Annotated in this window: 17 protein-coding genes; 12 read left to right on the forward strand and 5 right to left on the reverse strand. The window is 66.6% G+C overall.

Annotated elements, in window-relative coordinates; translation table 11 throughout:
• Nucleotides 1-59: 59 nt before the first annotated feature.
• The gene (locus tag ACFC0O_RS07200) at nucleotides 60-1,073 is read left to right on the forward strand and encodes an LLM class flavin-dependent oxidoreductase (RefSeq protein WP_364630786.1); all 1,014 of its coding nucleotides are present in this window, start codon (nucleotides 60-62) and stop codon (nucleotides 1,071-1,073) included.
• 20 nt (nucleotides 1,074-1,093) lie between these two features.
• Here the strand turns inward: ACFC0O_RS07200 and ACFC0O_RS07205 are convergent, their stop codons facing one another.
• Together ACFC0O_RS07205 and ACFC0O_RS07210 are read right to left on the reverse strand one after the other, a co-directional pair.
• Nucleotides 1,094-2,689: a GMC oxidoreductase gene (locus ACFC0O_RS07205; RefSeq protein WP_375954570.1), complete on the reverse strand. Its 1,596-nt coding sequence runs from the start codon at nucleotides 2,687-2,689 to the stop codon at nucleotides 1,094-1,096.
• A 46-nt stretch (nucleotides 2,690-2,735) separates the two neighbouring features.
• The gene (locus tag ACFC0O_RS07210; protein WP_375954572.1) at nucleotides 2,736-4,280 is read right to left on the reverse strand and encodes an LVIVD repeat-containing protein; all 1,545 of its coding nucleotides are present in this window, start codon (nucleotides 4,278-4,280) and stop codon (nucleotides 2,736-2,738) included.
• 161 nt (nucleotides 4,281-4,441) lie between these two features.
• Between ACFC0O_RS07210 and ACFC0O_RS07215 the strand changes: the two genes are divergently transcribed.
• Nucleotides 4,442-5,110, forward strand: a complete 669-nt coding sequence (locus ACFC0O_RS07215) for a TetR family transcriptional regulator (protein ID WP_375954575.1) — start codon at nucleotides 4,442-4,444, stop codon at nucleotides 5,108-5,110.
• 95 nt (nucleotides 5,111-5,205) lie between these two features.
• Nucleotides 5,206-5,517: a hypothetical protein gene (locus tag ACFC0O_RS07220; protein ID WP_375954578.1), complete on the forward strand. Its 312-nt coding sequence runs from the start codon at nucleotides 5,206-5,208 to the stop codon at nucleotides 5,515-5,517.
• 76 nt (nucleotides 5,518-5,593) lie between these two features.
• On the opposite strand, the gene ACFC0O_RS07225 is transcribed toward ACFC0O_RS07220, so the two are convergent.
• Nucleotides 5,594-6,319 (reverse strand): GntR family transcriptional regulator, encoded by a 726-nt coding sequence (locus ACFC0O_RS07225; protein WP_375954579.1) that lies wholly within the window; start codon nucleotides 6,317-6,319, stop codon nucleotides 5,594-5,596.
• A 98-nt stretch (nucleotides 6,320-6,417) separates the two neighbouring features.
• Here ACFC0O_RS07225 and ACFC0O_RS07230 point away from each other — a divergent pair, with 98 nt between their 5' ends.
• The 7 genes from ACFC0O_RS07230 (at nucleotide 6,418) to ACFC0O_RS07260 (ending at nucleotide 12,547) form a co-directional block, all read left to right on the forward strand.
• Complete coding sequence (locus ACFC0O_RS07230) at nucleotides 6,418-7,533, forward strand: TIGR03364 family FAD-dependent oxidoreductase (protein ID WP_375954581.1); 1,116 nt, start codon at nucleotides 6,418-6,420, stop codon at nucleotides 7,531-7,533.
• A gap of 15 nt (nucleotides 7,534-7,548) precedes the next feature.
• The gene (locus tag ACFC0O_RS07235; RefSeq protein WP_375954582.1) at nucleotides 7,549-8,232 is read left to right on the forward strand and encodes a phosphonatase-like hydrolase; all 684 of its coding nucleotides are present in this window, start codon (nucleotides 7,549-7,551) and stop codon (nucleotides 8,230-8,232) included.
• 95 nt (nucleotides 8,233-8,327) lie between these two features.
• Complete coding sequence (locus tag ACFC0O_RS07240) at nucleotides 8,328-9,398, forward strand: 2-aminoethylphosphonate ABC transporter substrate-binding protein (RefSeq protein ID WP_375954584.1); 1,071 nt, start codon at nucleotides 8,328-8,330, stop codon at nucleotides 9,396-9,398.
• Nucleotides 9,399-9,423: 25 nt separating this feature from the next.
• The gene (locus ACFC0O_RS07245; protein WP_375954586.1) at nucleotides 9,424-10,608 is read left to right on the forward strand and encodes an ABC transporter ATP-binding protein; all 1,185 of its coding nucleotides are present in this window, start codon (nucleotides 9,424-9,426) and stop codon (nucleotides 10,606-10,608) included.
• Nucleotides 10,605-10,853, forward strand: coding sequence for a hypothetical protein (locus tag ACFC0O_RS07250; protein WP_375954588.1), 249 nt, complete (start codon nucleotides 10,605-10,607; stop codon nucleotides 10,851-10,853). Before ACFC0O_RS07245 ends, ACFC0O_RS07250 begins: the two co-directional genes overlap by 4 nt.
• Nucleotides 10,850-11,746, forward strand: coding sequence for a 2-aminoethylphosphonate ABC transporter permease subunit (locus tag ACFC0O_RS07255; RefSeq protein ID WP_375954591.1), 897 nt, complete (start codon nucleotides 10,850-10,852; stop codon nucleotides 11,744-11,746). Before ACFC0O_RS07250 ends, ACFC0O_RS07255 begins: the two co-directional genes overlap by 4 nt.
• A gap of 3 nt (nucleotides 11,747-11,749) precedes the next feature.
• Nucleotides 11,750-12,547, forward strand: coding sequence for an ABC transporter permease (locus tag ACFC0O_RS07260; RefSeq protein ID WP_375954593.1), 798 nt, complete (start codon nucleotides 11,750-11,752; stop codon nucleotides 12,545-12,547).
• A gap of 87 nt (nucleotides 12,548-12,634) precedes the next feature.
• On the opposite strand, the gene ACFC0O_RS07265 is transcribed toward ACFC0O_RS07260, so the two are convergent.
• A complete protein-coding gene (locus tag ACFC0O_RS07265; protein ID WP_375954595.1) occupies nucleotides 12,635-12,997 on the reverse strand; it encodes a hypothetical protein in 363 nt (120 codons plus the stop codon).
• Nucleotides 12,998-13,325: 328 nt separating this feature from the next.
• Nucleotides 13,326-13,769: a DUF4254 domain-containing protein gene (locus tag ACFC0O_RS07270; RefSeq protein WP_375954596.1), complete on the reverse strand. Its 444-nt coding sequence runs from the start codon at nucleotides 13,767-13,769 to the stop codon at nucleotides 13,326-13,328.
• Between the two features lie 179 nt (nucleotides 13,770-13,948).
• Between ACFC0O_RS07270 and ACFC0O_RS07275 the strand changes: the two genes are divergently transcribed.
• Both ACFC0O_RS07275 and ACFC0O_RS07280 read left to right on the forward strand, forming a co-directional pair.
• Entirely contained in the window at nucleotides 13,949-14,812 is an 864-nt protein-coding gene (locus ACFC0O_RS07275) for a helix-turn-helix domain-containing protein (protein WP_375954598.1), read from the forward strand.
• A gap of 149 nt (nucleotides 14,813-14,961) precedes the next feature.
• On the forward strand, nucleotides 14,962-15,426 hold the full coding sequence (locus ACFC0O_RS07280; protein ID WP_375954600.1) for an AMP-binding protein: 465 nt from the start codon (nucleotides 14,962-14,964) through the stop codon (nucleotides 15,424-15,426).
• Nucleotides 15,427-15,481 lie beyond the last annotated feature (55 nt).

Below are 15,481 nucleotides of genomic sequence, written 5' to 3' on the forward strand. Positions count from 1 at the left end.
CTACGGTCCGTTTAAGCTCGCAGGTTGACTTGGAAACAACATTGGAAGGTGCGTACGCCGTGGAACTGGGACTGACGACATTCGCCGAGACGCACCCCGTCGGCGGGGACGGCCCGGTGCCGACCGCGGGTGAACGACTGCGCCAGGTGGTCGAGGAGGCCGTGGTCACCGAACAGGCCGGACTCGACGTGTACGGCGTGGGCGAACACCACCGCAAGGATTTCGCCGCCTCCTCCCCCGCCGTGGTGCTGGCCGCCATCGCCTCGCGCACCGAGCGCATCCAGCTCACCAGTGCGGTGACGGTGCTCAGCTCGGCCGATCCGGTGCGGGCCTATCAGGACTTCTCCACCCTGGACGGATTGTCCAACGGCCGAGCCGAACTCATGGCGGGCCGCGGCTCGTTCATCGAATCGTTCCCGCTGTTCGGCTACGACCTGTCCGACTACGACGAACTCTTCGAGGAGAAGCTGGCACTGCTGCTGAAGATCCGCGAGGAGGGCCCGGTCACCTGGGAGGGCAATTTCCGCGCTCCGCTGACCGACGCCATCGTCTACCCGCGCACCGAGAACCGGCCGCTACCGGTCTGGATCGCCGTCGGCGGCAGCCCCGAATCCGTGGTCCGCGCAGGGCTTTTGGGCCTGCCGCTGGCCATCGCGATCATCGGCGGCCAGCCCGCGCGCTTCAAGCCGCTGGTGGAGCTGTACCACAAGGCGCTGGAGCAGGGCGGGCATGAGAAGCAGCCGGTGGCGGTGCACGCGCACGGCTATGTCGCGGAAACCGATGAGCAGGCGGTCGCGGACTTCTACGCCCCGTACGCCCGCGCCATGTCCGGTATCGGCCGCGAACGCGGCTGGGGTCCGATGACCCGCGAACAGTTCGCGGCGCTGCGGTCGCAGAGCGGCTCCCTGTTCGTCGGCACCCCCGACTACGTGGCGGGCAAGATCGCCAAGGTCCGCGACGATCTCGGCCTGGACCGCTTCATGCTGCACACCAGCGTGGGCACCCTGCCGCACGACAAGGTGCTGCGCAATATCGAACTGCTCGGCGAGAAGGTGGCCCCGCAAGTCCGCTGAGCGTAATCGCCTGTCCCGCTTCAGATCACCGTGCCGACGTCCTGGGCGACCAGGGCGTCGAGCGCGCGTTCGGCCACGGCCGCGATGGTCAAGGACGGATTGCAGGCGGCGGTATTGCCGGGCATGAGGGCACCGTCCAGAACGTAGAGGCCGCGCTGGCCCAGGACTCTGCCGTTCAGGTCGCAGACCGTGCCCATGCTCGCGCCGCCAAGAGGATGCCAGGTGGAGGGGAATGCGGCGTTGGTGTCGGTGAGAGTGCTTGCGGGGCCTGCGATTCGGCGGGTGGTAGGCCCGATGTGGTTGTCCTGGATGAAGGCATCGCCGTCGGCGGGCCAGTGCAGGGTGGCATCGTCGGTGGCGGAGTCGTAGGTGAAGTGACCCCGGCCGTCACTGACGCCGTAGCCGACCATCATGGTGCTCTTCGGGTCCATGGGAAGCGGTGGGATGGAAGCCTGGATGACGGTATGCGCGGTGTGCGGGTCGTCCCAGTTGAGTGAGCCGTAGACGACCGGACCGCCCTGTGCGGTACCGAAATTCGCGTTGGGATCGGTCCAGATGTAGATGCGGTCGGCGTTGGTGCCCCAGCCTTGGCCCAGTCCCTCGGGGAGGTCGGGGATATGACCCTTCGCGCCCGCGCGCATGAGGAGTCTGGTGGTGTTGAGGCTGCCCGCCGACAGCACCAGGGCGGGGGTGGTGATGAGTTTGTCGGCGATGACGGTTCCGGCGGTGTCGAGCTGTTGGACGTGCAGGGTCCAGCGGCCGTCGGGGGCGCGTTCGATATCCGAAACCTGGTGCAGGGTTTGAATATTCACGCGGCCGGTGGCCTCGGCGGCAGCCAGGTAGGTGACGTCGACCGAATGTTTACCGCCGTTGTTGACGCCCATCGCGCCGTCGCCGTTGGTGTAGGACGGTTTCATCTCCCCGCGCAATTCGGCGAGGGCGTAGTTCCAGTCGATGGGCATGGGGATCTTGGACAGCGGCAACCCCGCCTGGCGAACCCGGTCGGCGAAATAGCGGGCCGAGGCGTAGTTGGGGCTTTCCACGAGCTCATCCGGTGCGACCGCGAGCCCGAGCATGCGGGCCGCGCGCGGATAGTGCACGCGATTCATGGCCGCCCAGTCCAACTGCTCCGGGAAATGGGTGTTGAACACCGCCTCCGTGGGCTGGAGTGACATGCCTTGGTAGATCAGCGATCCACCGCCGAGACCGGCGGCGCACAGGGCGGTCATATTCTCGCCGGGCACGGCTTCGACCAGTCCGGTGTACGGCTCGAAAACCATTGGCTTACCGAATAGTTCGGGACTGGAGCGGTACCACAGCATGCGCTTGTCCGGCGCGGACGCACGTGGGAAAGTCTCCGCGTTCGGCCCGGTGGGCCAGCGCATGCCGCGCTCCAGCAGCAGCACCTGAACGCCCGCTTCGGCCAGGCGCAGCGCGGTGACGCCGCCGCCGAAGCCGGAGCCGACGACCACGACGCGGTGTTCCTCTCGGGTCAGCGGGACACTGTTGACACGCGCGGCAATACTGTTGCGTCCATTGATATTTCGGGAGCCGACGAGCATGGCTCCGGCGGCGGTTGCGCCGAGCAGCAGTGAGCGGCGCGAGAGTACAGGCATGCGAAACCTTCGAGAGGTGTGCGGAAAGTGTGGTGTCGCGGAACGATCAGGAACCGATGGTGGAGTGCTGATCGGCGGGCGGACTGTAGACAGCGGGGTCCAGCTCGAGGGCCAGGAAACCGTTGTCCGCGCAGGTGGTCCAGAGCTGGTTACCGCGCCATTCGGGTGCGGAGAAGCACCAGTCGGTGGACAGATCGCCGAGCGCGATCCTGCCGGTGCGCGAGCTCTGTGCCTGGGACAGATCGAACTGCCCCGCGATGACCGCCTGCGCGATGGTCGGCGCGGCGAGCAGCGGCGGGCCGATGATCGAGGCCAGTGCGTGCGGCGAGTTCCACAGTTCGGTGTTGTCGCCGGTGCGCGCGGGCGGGTTGTAGTAGGCGATCTCGCGAATGTCGTGCGGGTCGCGGATATCGAAAACCCTTATGCCGGAGGAGGTCCAGCCGCAGGCCAGTGCGGTGGGATCGATCGGGCGATCGGCGGCGCAGTAGTGCGCGTCATAGCCGAAGAGTGAACCGCCCGAGGCGGAGGCCAGCATGCTGTCCTGGTTGACGAGCTGATTGATCTCGAGCTTGATGGAGTTGACGATGCGCGGATTGCGTTCATCGGAGATATCGATGAACTTCACCCCGCCCGAACCCGCTTCGTCCACGGTGAGCACGTAGGGCGTGCCACCGATAGTCACCGGGATATCGTGCTGGGTCGCCCAGCCGTCGGTCCAGGTCATCGAAGCCAGCTGCGGCACTTGCGGATTGGGATCGCGACGCTGCACCGCACTGATATCGAGCACGTTGAGGCCGCCGAAGTTATTGGCCAGGTACATGCGATTGCCGTCGGCCGCGAAGCCGAAGCCGTGCATGGACAAGCCCTGCAATCCCTGCCACACCACGTGCGGCGCGGCGGGATCGGAGATATCCACGGCACTCACCAAACCCGGTGCGACACCGGAACTCCAGTAGGTGTTGCCGTCCGGTGAGAACCCACCCTCGTGCGAGGTGACCGGCAGCGGCAGTCGCAGATCGGTGCCCGGCCCGGGATTGAGCAGCCGCGGATGCGCGCAATCGGAGATGTCGTAGATCGACAGCAGTCCCGCACCGGTCAGCGCGGGTACGCCCGCACCGACCAACAGTTTGCGAGTTTCGTTGACCTTCAAGCTTTCCCAGGTCCCCGCTCGCATGGCGGGCTCGTCGAGATTCGCCGTCAGCACCGGATTCGCCGGATCGGAGACGTCGAGCACCTGCACGCCCTGCACCGGTCCGAGCAGATCACCGGGGAAGAAGGTGCCGATATAGGTGCAGTGCTCGAAGCTCACCGAGGTGATACCGCCGCCCCGGCCCGCGTAGTTGCCGAGCCGCCGGATATTGCACGTGTAGCCGTCCCGGCTGCGCCCGCTGTCCCGGTCGGCGGCGGGCACATCGCCCTGCATGCCGGTCTCCGGATTCGAGCCGGGCCCGCAATTCGCCCGTGCCACCGTGGAATTCCCGCCGGAGGACCCCGAGGGCCACTGGCCGGAGGCGGCGCTGATCGGCAGCAGCGCGAGCGCGGCCCCGAAGATGAAGGATCGCCGCAGTAGCGGCCTGAGGAATGAAGTCATGGGCACGGTCCCGCGACGCCGCGGGCAGCCTTTCGTAATGCGTTGAGCCACAGTACGGTTCGCCCGCCGAGAGGTCCTCGGGGCGTGCGCCCGCCGATCGGGTTCCGGGTGTGAACCCTCGCCGGTAACTGGGTTACCAGTAACGAAGTTACCATGATGGGGTGGGTAAAGATCAAGAGCCGGACGCATATACGCGGATAATCGCCGTGGTGCTGGAACTGCTGGCCGAGAACGGCTACGACGGCGTGCAATTGCGCACCGTCGCGAGCCGCGCGCACGTCTCGCTCACCAAGGTCTACAAGCTCTTCCCCACCCGCGATGAGCTCATCGTGTCCGCGCTCGAACAGTGGATGACCGAGCACACCTACGCCGAGGTGGCGCCCGTCAGCCCGGGCGAATCGGTGCGCGATGCCATGACGCGCGTGCTGCGCTGCGTATTCGAGCCCTGGGAGAAGCACCCCACCATGCTCGAGGCGTATCACCACGCCCGCACCGCCCCCGGCGGCCATCGCCTGGACGTCCAGGGCGTCTCGGCCATCCTCCCCATCGCCGAGGCGGCGCTGCGCGATCTGGACCAGTCCTACATCGAGGACATCGCCCTGATCCTGCCCAATATGGTGATGGCCCTGATCGCCCGATTCGCTGGCGGCACACTGGAAATCACCGCCATCCTGCCCATCCTGGAGCGCACGGTCTACCGCCTCACCGCCGATAACGAATCCGCCGCGACCACCCGATCGGCCACCCCGACACCCCAGCACCCCGCCCTGGCCAATATCTCCACCACACTCGGCCAAATGGGTACGCGCCAGGACGGCTCGGCGCGATAGCCGACAATTAGGACATATGCCCGATACCGGGAAGCGCTTAATCTGCCTACCGTCGAGGACGCTCGTCCTATCCCTGTTCAGTAGTAGAGGTCAAAATGTCGAAGATTCTTGCCGGCGTGCTGCTCGGCGCCGGTGTACTCGGTTCGGTCATCATCCCGGGACCGGCGGCTCACGCGGGTTCGCCGGTGTGCTCGAAGGCGATCGAGCTGATCAACACCGCGATCGACAGCCCGGCGGGACTCGATGCGGACACGACGGCAGCCCTTGCCGACCGGCTTTCCGGATTGCTGGCCGTCGCCGGTGGCGCCGAGCGCGACAGCATCTCCGCCTATGTGGATGCGTTGCGCGATCCCGAGATCACCGACCTGGCCGCGGTCACCGATGAACTCAACCGCGCCTGCGCCTGACAGCTTCCGATAACCCGAACCCCTTGTGCGCGCCAGGATTTCGTGACTGCGCACACGGATTCGGCAAGCTGCGAGGTCAGTCGGTGAGGGTGGCCTGGAAGGCGATGCGGTCGCCGCGATAGAGCGAGCGGACCCGCTCTATCGGGGTGCCGTCGGTGTCCACGCTGCGGCGGTGCAGCAGCAGCATGGGCAGGGCGGTGGTGCATTCCAGCAGTGCGGCCTCGCGCGGTGAGGCCAGCACCGTTTCGATGCGTTCGGTGGCCGAGGCGTAGGCGACGCCCATGGCGCGGGTGGCGGCATACAGCGAGGTCTGTGGTTCGTAGAAGTCGCGCAGCACGGCGAAGCGGTCCAGCGGCATGAATGTGCTTTCCAGGCCGATGCGTTCGCCGTCGGCGAGCAGTATCCGCTCCAGGTGCATGACCGGCGTGCCCGGAGTCAGTTCGAGATCGTGGGCGGTGTCCGGATCGGCGGGGATATCGGTCCACGCCACGAGTAGACGCCCCGGCGTGCGGCCGAATTTGAGCGCGCCCTCGGTATAGGAGCGCAAGGTCAAGGGCTGCACCATCTTCGGGCGGGAGACCACCGTGCCGCGACCCTGGCGGCGAATCCTGCCCTCCACCAGCAACTCTCGCACCGCCTGGCGAACCGTCTCGCGGGCCACGCCGCAGCGCAGCGCGAGATCGCGTTCCGACGGCAGCGGATCGCCCTCATTGAGTTCGCCGAGCAGCGCTTCGAGTTCGGTGCGCACTCGGTACGACTTCGGTATACGGGCGCCCACCCCGGCAACGTCCGTTGTGTCCATGCCCATCAATGTACACAAGATTGGTCTATACCAATTGTTAACCTAGCGTTTGCACACGAAACACTCCTAGGTCTAGACCATTGGCCACCATGAGTCCCATGCGATTGGTCATCATCGGCGGAGGAATTCTCGGCACCGCCCACGCCCTCGCCGCGATCGGACGCGGCCACGAAGTCATCCAACTGGAACGCGAGGTGGAGGCGCGCGGCGCCACCGTCCGCAATTTCGGTTTGGTGTGGGTGTCCGGCCGCAGCGCGAACGAACTCGACATCACGCTGCGCTCGCGCCAGCTGTGGGAGGAGATCGGCGGTAAGGTGCCCGGCGTCGGATTCCGGCCCGCCGGATCCATGACGCTGGTGCGCACCGAGAACGAACTCGCCGTCGCCGAGGCGGCCATGCGCAATCCGTCGGCCGCCGAACGCGGTTTCGAACTGCTGGATCCGGACGCGGTGCGCAAGGTCAACCCGGCCCTGCGCGGCAAATTCGTTGCCGGACTGCACTGTTCGAAGGACGGCGCGGTGGAGTCCCGGCAGGCGCTGCCCGCGCTGCGCCGCTATATGGAGGCCACCGGGCGCTACACCTTCTTCGGCGGCACCGAGGCGCGGAGCATCACCGGCACCACCGTGCTCGATGATCGCGGCCGCCGCCACGAGGGCGATCTGGTGATTTCCTGCCCGGGCGCGGCACATTCGGGTCTGACCCGCGAACTCGTCGGCGATATCCCGGTGCGGCGGGTGCGGTTGCAGATGATGCAGACCGCGCCACTGGGCGAACCGCTCACCACCGCCTTCGCCGACGGCGACAGCTTCCGCTACTACCCCGCCTTCCAGGGGCCGGAGCTCGATCGCCTCAATAACGAAGAGGCGCAGCCGTTCACGGCCGCGCAGCACAAGATGCAGCTGCTGTGCGTACAGCGCCTGCACGGTGGGCTCACCATCGGTGACACCCACGAATACGACGAGCCGTTCAACTTCGATGTGGACGAGGCGCCGTATGAGCACCTGGTCACCGTCGCCGAGGAACTACTCGGCCGCAAACTCCCGCAGGTGGTGCGGCGCTGGGCGGGCGTGTACAGCCAGTCCATCGATCCGGGCGCGATCGTGACCCGCGCGCAGGCCGCCGACAACGTCTGGGTGATCACCGGTCCGGGTGGCCGCGGTATGACGCTCGGCCCCGCGCTCGGCGAGGAAACCGCCGACCTGCTCAACCTCTGACTTTAAGGAAAACAGTTGTCCTACAAGCAGATCGATCTCGCGGTACTGGATATGGCCGGTACCACCGTCGCCGATGACGGGCTGGTGATCCGCGCCTTCGACGTGGCCGCCACCAGCGCGGGCATCCCGGAGCAGGGCCCCGAACGCGAGGCCGCCCGGCAGTACGTGATCGACACCATGGGCCAGTCCAAGATCGTTGTCTTCCGGGCGCTGCTCGGTGACGAGGACCGGGCCCAGCAGGCCAATACCGCCTTCGAGGCCGCCTACGCCGAATTCGCCGATGCCGGTGTCACGCCGATTCCCGGTGCGGAGGAAGCCATTTCGGCGCTGCGCAAGGCCGGTATCAAGGTGGCGCTGACCACCGGCTTCAGCCGCGAAACCCAGGACAAACTGCTGAACGCGCTGGGCTGGAACGATATCGCCGATCTCACCCTGGCCCCGTCCGATGCCGGACGCGGCCGCCCCTACCCGGACATGGTGCTGACCGCGCTGCTGCGCCTGGGCATCGACGCCGTGGATCGCGTTGCGGTACTGGGCGATACGTCCAGCGATATCGGCACCGGGCTGGCCGCGGGCGCGCGCATCGTCGCGGGCACGCTGACCGGCGCGCATAACGAGGAACAGCTGCGCGCCGCGGGCGCGACGCATGTGGTGCCGTCGGTGGTCGACTTCGCCGCACTGCTGCTCACCAAGGGCTGATCCCCAGGATTCCGCCGCATCCATGAGGGGGCGGCGGGTACACCCCCCGTCCCTTCGACTCGACACCTCCCCACGAACTGAAAGTTGCAGTCACCGTGCGTAATAAGAACAACCGCCTCGCACGCACCATCGCCCGTACCGCTCTCATTCTCACCTCCGCCACCGCGGTCGCGTTCAGCCTCACCGCCTGCGGCGGCACCGGCAGCGATTCGAGCGACGGCAAGACCGTCACCGTCTACTCCGCCGACGGCGTCGGCGACTGGTACAAGACCCAGTTCGCGAAGTTCAAGGACCAGACCGGTATTTCGGTGAACCTGGTCGAGGCCGGCTCCGGCGAGGTCGTGAACCGCGTGGAGAAGGAACAGTCCAACCCGCAGGCCGATGTCATCGTGACGCTGCCGCCGTTCATGCAGAAGGCCGCCAAGTCGAATCTGCTGCAGGCCAGCGGCGTCGATCTGGGCGCGTTCCCGGCCAGCGAGAAGGACGCGGCGGGCAATTGGGTGAGCCTGGCGGGCAACTACCTCTGCTTCATCGCCAACCCGACCGTCGAGGCCGCCAAGGTGACCTGGGACGATCTGCTCAAGCCCGATTACAAGGGCAAGATCCAGTACTCCACCCCCGGCCAGGCCGGTGACGGCACCGCCGTGCTGATCCTGCTGCAGCAGCTCTACGGCAAGCAGGGCGCGCTGGACTACCTCGCCAAGCTGCAGGCCAACAATGTCGGCCCGTCCTCCTCCACCGGCAAGCTGCAGGCCAAGGTCGACAAGGGCGAGATCCTCATCGCCAACGGCGATGTGCAGATGAACCTGGCGACCATCAAGGACAAGGGCTCCAAGTTCAACGTCTTCTTCCCGGCCACCGCCGACGGTAAGCAGTCCACCGTGGCGCTGCCCTACCTGATGGGCCTGGCCAAGGGCGCTCCGCATTCGGACGCCGGTAAGAAGCTGATGACCTACCTGCTCTCGGCCGATGTGCAGAAGACCCTGACCGATGCCAACGCCGTCTCGGCGCGCACCGATCTCAAGGACGCCCCGGCGCCCACCGGCAACACCGTGTCCCCGGCCTCGCTGGTGCGCAATGTCGATGTGGTGCACCCGGATTGGAACGCGGTGCTCGATTCGCTCGACACCGATGTCGCCGCGTACACGAAGGCCACCGGCAGCTAATCGCCCGACCACAGGAGCAGCAACCATGTCCTCCGCGTTGACGACATCCACGGCCACCGGCACCGAGGCCGTCGAACCGGCCATCGTGTTCGACCGGGTCGGTGTCACCTACGGCAATCGCCGTAAAAGCACTGTCGCACTGGCCGATTTCAACCTGCGCGTCGCCGCGGGGGAAACGGTTGCGCTGCTCGGACCCAGCGGTTCCGGCAAGTCCACCGCGCTCAAGGCCCTGGCCGGATTCGTCCGGCCCACCTCGGGCACGGTGCGACTGGCCGGGCGCGACGTCACCAACCTCTCCCCCGCCAAGCGCGGTATCGGGGTGGTGGTGCAGTCCTACGCCCTCTTCCCGCATATGCGGGTGCACGACAATGTGGCCTTCGGGCTCAAGGCACATCAGGTGCCGCGCAATGAGATCGGCACGCGCGTGACCGAGGCGCTGGAGATGGTCGGCATGGGTACCTATGCCAAGCGGCTCCCGCGCGAACTCTCCGGCGGTCAGCAGCAGCGCGTGGCCATCGCCCGCGCGCTCGCCATCCGACCCCGGGTGCTGCTGCTCGACGAACCCCTCGCCGCCCTGGACGCGCAGCTGCGCCAGTCCATGCTCGGCGAGTTGCAGCAGCTGCGAAAGGCGTTGCCGGACACGGCGATGCTGTACGTGACCCACGACCAGGCCGAGGCGCTCGCGCTGGCGGACCGCATCGCGGTGATGCGCGATGCCCGCCTGGTCGATATCGATACCGCGCACAATCTGTGGCAGCAGCCCGCCACCGATTTCACCGCATCCTTCCTGGGCGGCGCGAACCTGTTGCCCAGCACCGTCAAACACGTCTCCGGCACCGCGGCGCTGGTCACGGTCGGCGAACACACCCTGCGCGCGGAGGCCCCGCGCCCGGGTGTCGGCCGCCCCGACTGGGCCCCCGATGCCGAGGCCATGCTGTGCGTGCGCCCGCATACGGTCCGCATCGTGCCGCTCACCGAACGAGATGCCTTGCGCGGCACCGTGATCACCGCCGTATGGAAGGGTGCGGCCACCCGCCTGCACCTGACCGTGCCGGGTATCCCGGTCGAATTCACCGCCGATATCCCCGGCCACACCGACATCACCGCCGGTGACAATGTCGGCGTCAAGTTCCCCGACCCGGCGGGCGTACTCATCCCGCCCGCCATCGGAGACGCCTCCGCCGCAGCCGATTCCGAGGTGCGCGCATGAACCCCCTGCCGACACGGCGACCCCGGCACCCCGACCAGATCACCGGGCTGCCGACCGCACAACAGCGGCTCGGCGATGCGGGCATGGCCGACGATCACCCGATCACGCTGCGCCGCGGTGGTAACGCGGACCGGGTCCGCAGCCGCTCGGCCCGCCGGAACACAGTCACGCGCCCCGAAGGGGTGGGCGTGTGGTCGAAGCTGTCCGGCGGGATCGCCGCCGCTCGGGAACGGGGGCAGCGATGACCGCCGTACTCGAATCACCCTCGGCGGCAGCGGCTCCCGAGGAGCCCGCGCCGAGGCGGTCCTGGAAGCCTGTGCTGTGGACCTTGCCGCCGGTGCTGGTGGTGCTCGGGATCGCGGTGTATCCGATTCTCCGGGTGCTGTTGGAATCCACCGAGACCAAGGCGGGTGGGCGCGGGACCGATACCTGGAGCAGGGTGCTGGCCGAGGAATCGGTGCGGAAGGCGTTGTGGCGCACGGTAACCATCGCCGTCGGTTCGACCGCGGGCTGTCTGGTGCTCGGCACGTTCCTCGCGATCGTGTTGGCGTTCATACCGTTTCCCGGATCACAGCTGGTCGGCCGCCTCATCGACACGGTGCTGACGCTGCCGTCGTTCCTGGTGACGCTGGCCTTCACCTTCCTGTACGGGACGGCGGGTGCGGTGAACGCGCTGATCGCAAACCTCACCGGCAGTACCGAACCCGCGATCAACTTCCTGTCCACGCCGTGGGGCATCATCTTCGCGGAGATCACCTTCTTCACCCCGTTCGTGGTGCGGCCGCTGCTGGCGGCGTTCGCGCAGTTGCCGCGTGAGCAGTTGGATGTGGCGTCCAGCCTGGGTGCGACCCCGTGGCGGGTGCTGCGCCAGGTGGTGCTGCCGGAGGCGTGGCCCGCGCTCGCGGCGGGCGGCAGTCTCGTACTGCTGTTGACGCTCAACGAATTCGGCATCGTGCTGTTCACCGGGGCCAAGGGTGTGATCACGCTGCCCGCGCTGATCTACACGCGCGGCATCGTCACCTTCGATCTGCCGGGCGCGGCGGTGCTGGCCTCGGTGCAGGTGCTGCTGTCACTGAGCCTGTACCTCGGCTATCGCCTGCTGTTCGCCCGTCTCACCAGCGCCCGGAAGGAGAGCTGAGCCATGCTGGTATGGACTCGACGCGGCCGCCTGCTGGTGCTGGCGTTCTTCGCGGTCGTCGTCACCGTGGTCTTCGTGGCCCCGATCGCGACCGTGGTCGCCGCCGCTCTGGCCGGACACTGGAGCGGCCCGCTCCCCTCGGACCTGGGCTTCGCCAATTTCGATCATGTGCTCTCCGGCGAGGAATCGGCCAGCCTCTCGGTCAGCCTGCAAACCGCGCTGCTGGCCGGACTCATCTCATTGATCCTGGGCACCTGGGCGGCGCTGGCCTCCCGGGAGGCCCCGCAGTGGTTGCGCCGAACCACCGATGCGGTCTTCCACGTCCCGGTCGCGGTCCCCTCGGTGGCCATCGGCCTGGGCGTGCTCATCGCCTTCAACGAGAAGCCGCTGCTGCTCGGCGGCACCAAATGGATTGTGATCCTGGCCCATACGGTGCTGGTGCTGGCCTACGCCTTCAGCGGCGTCTCGGCCGCACTGGATCGCCTGGACCCGGGCTATCAGCAGGCCGCCGAATCCCTGGGTGCGGGCCCGGTGCGCGTGCTGACCCGAATCACGTTGCCGCTCCTGCTGCCCGCGCTCGGCGCGGCGGCGGGCCTTGCCATCGCGCTGTCCATGGGTGAGCTCGGCGCGACCATCATGGTCTACCCGGCGACGTGGAAGACGTTGCCCGTCAGCATCTTCGCGGCCACGGACCGCGGTGAGGTGTTCGACGCGGCCGCCAGCACCACGCTGCTGGTGCTGGTCACCTTGATCGCCCTGATCCTCCTGGGCCGTTTGAAGGGCCGGGCCGCGCTGCGCTGAGGCGGACGATCGGGAACAGCCAGTAGGGCCGGCACCTTGGCAGTGGTGCCGGCCCAACTGTTCTCCGGTGAGGGATCGGTCCCGGAGTCAGAGGCCCGCGCGGGCGGATAGCAGTGCGCGGGAATGGGTTTCGTCGGTGTCCAGGATGAGCCCGGCGGCCAGCAGGTAGGCGGCCGCCATGCGCAGGGCGCACCCCTGGAGGGTGGTGAGGGTCGCGGTGAGTTCGGCGGCCTTGGATTCGAAGCCACGACATAGCTGCCGAGCCGAATCGAAGCCGCCGAACCCGCCGAGAGCCTGGATGCGGGCGGACTGCTCGACCTGTGGATCGAGGAGGTCCGCGAAGCGCAGGAAGTGCGCGGCGCACTCGCGTGCGACCGCGGGATCCAGCTGGAATACGCCGCCCCGCGCTTGCTCATAGAGCGCGGTGGCGCTGTACTCACCGGTATTCATGACAGCACTCCGTCCACTGGGATGTGAAATGCCGTATTTCACTCACAATTTCGCGAATGACATATCAAGAGAAATGCGGAACGAATACCAAAAACAAACCGAAGCGTTTGTATAACAACGCATGTGCGCAACACCGTATAGCGAGCGTGCCGCGCCAGTCGACCACGCGGCACGCCGGGCGGGGCGCCCCGTTGCGCCCGCCGTTCTCGAGGCGGGCGACGTCTTGCGGCTCGAGCGAGCTACTGGTCGGATAGCACTGCTCGGTTGACGTCACCGCCGGCGGCAATGCTTCCGGGCCGATGCATCAATTGTGTCAATGCATTTGGAATCATTGTTCCGGTAAACGGCGGCGGCCGCCGGCCACATCGATTACGAGATCAGTGTAGCCGTCGACGAGTTCGGCCAGGTGGTACCAGTGTTTATGGGTGTTATCGCTGGCCGCGCCCTCATCGTCGATGACCTGGTTGGCTTCCACCCAGCTCATGGCCATGCGGTCGACCACCGCACCCAGACTTTCGGTGTGCAACAGGCTGCCGTTACGGTGCTGCGGCAGTTCCTGTTCCACCCAGTCGTTGATATCGTCAACGAGTTCGCCCCGCCGGCAATCGATCTCGGCGATCAACATGAGATCGCTTATCTCGGCCCGGCGTTCGTGCAGCTCCGCGAGAGCGTGCGCCGAGCGCAGCAGAACTCGATCTTGAAAACGTCTGCCTTGGAAGGCACAGAGCAATTGTGGAGCCGTCGGCAGAACGCCGGCTATCGACATGGTCATCGTGACTCCCCACAAGCACCCGACAACATCACTAATCGCACCAACATGATTGGTCTCCGGATTCAGCTATACCGCTCATCGGATCGGTTCTTCACGAATAGGCTAGCTCGGATCATGCTCTTACAAATGCAAGAACGCAATACTGCGTTCGGGCAAGTGCGACAAGGGAAAGGGTCGTCATGGCAGGCAAGCGAACCGTGCTTACCGTACGTTTGCGCAGGCTCGCGGCGATGCTGCACGAGATGCGCGAAACCGCCGGCCTCAGCAAAGAGGTGGTCAGCGCCAAGACCGGTATCAACGTCACCACGCTCTACCGCATCGAGACCGCACAGGCCCGGCCGCAACGCCGCACGCTGACCGCCATGCTGGAGCTCTACGACATCGCCGAACCGCAGCGTACAGACGCCTTACAGCTGCTGGTGGACGCCCTCAAACCCGGTATGGCGAGGTCATATGAGGACGCGGTCTCCGAGGTGTACGGCGCCTACATCAACTTCGAGGCCGAGGCGCTCTCGGCCCGGTTCTTCCAGTCCACCTTCGTTCCCGGCCTGTTGCAGACCGAGGCGTACGCGAACGCGGTCTACGAGACCACCATGCCGAAAATCTCCGAACAGGTTCGCGACCAACGGGTTCGGGCTCGCATGGAGCGTTCGCAGGTGCTGAACAAGCACGATCCGCTGGAGCTGTGGGTGGTGCTGGACGAGGCCGTGATCAAACGTCTGGTGGGCGGTAAGGAGGTGATGCGCGAGCAGTTCGATCAGTTGCTGGACCACACCAACAAGCGCAATGTGATCCTGCAGATCCTGCCCTTCGACGCGGGTGCGCACCCCGGCATGCTGGGCTCCTTCACCCTGCTCGACTTCCCGGACCCCGCCGATCCCGAACTGGTCTACGTGGAGGGCATCGCCAGTGACGAGTTGATCGAGGGCCATCCCGAAGTCCGCCGGTACGGGGTCATGTTCGACCAGTTGCGCGCCATGGCGCTGAGCCCGCGCGACTCCACCAACATGATCGAACAGGCCATCGAGGATATGGGCAAGTGATCATCCACCCACCCTAGGTGGGTTAAAGGGCACCCCCGGAGCGGAGATCGGCAGCACTGAGGTTGCTGTCCGATCGAACCGAATGCGACGACAGTTGGATACATCCCCAACAGCACCACGTAGCCGCATCTCCGAGAGGATGATTACCGATGTGCAAGCCGGTCGAATCGCCCGTAGCCACCCTCGTCACCCTGCGTACGAGCGCACAGCCGCTTGCCCCCCAGGCCGATCCCGCCGCCGTCGCCGCGACCGTCGGCGATTGCGCGCTCACCTATGCCGAGCTGGACCGCTGGTCCAACCGGATGGCCCGCATGCTGCTGAACCTGGGCGCCCGCCCCGGCACCCGGGTCGCCATCGCCGGGCTCCCCCAGCTCGAAGCCATCGTGGCCCGCGCGGCCATCACCAAGACCGGCGCCATCGCGGTTCCGTTCACCACCGAAATCACCGCCAGCCGTGTGGATTTCGGCATCACCATCAAGGACGAGCGGGACGCCTTCGGCGATACCGCGCGTTGGCTGGTACTGGACGAGCGTTCCACCCTGGTGCAGTACCTGACCGGTTCGGACGCGCCGCTCTCCGCCGCGGAGCTGCATATGGCGCGTATGGCCTCCTGATCCCCCGGCCCGCGAGCGGCCCACCCGCGATCCGTCGAATCACCCGAGCACGCAG

The sequence above is a fragment of the Nocardia sp. NPDC056100 genome, from assembly GCF_042266325.1.
GTDB lineage: Bacteria > Actinomycetota > Actinomycetes > Mycobacteriales > Mycobacteriaceae > Nocardia.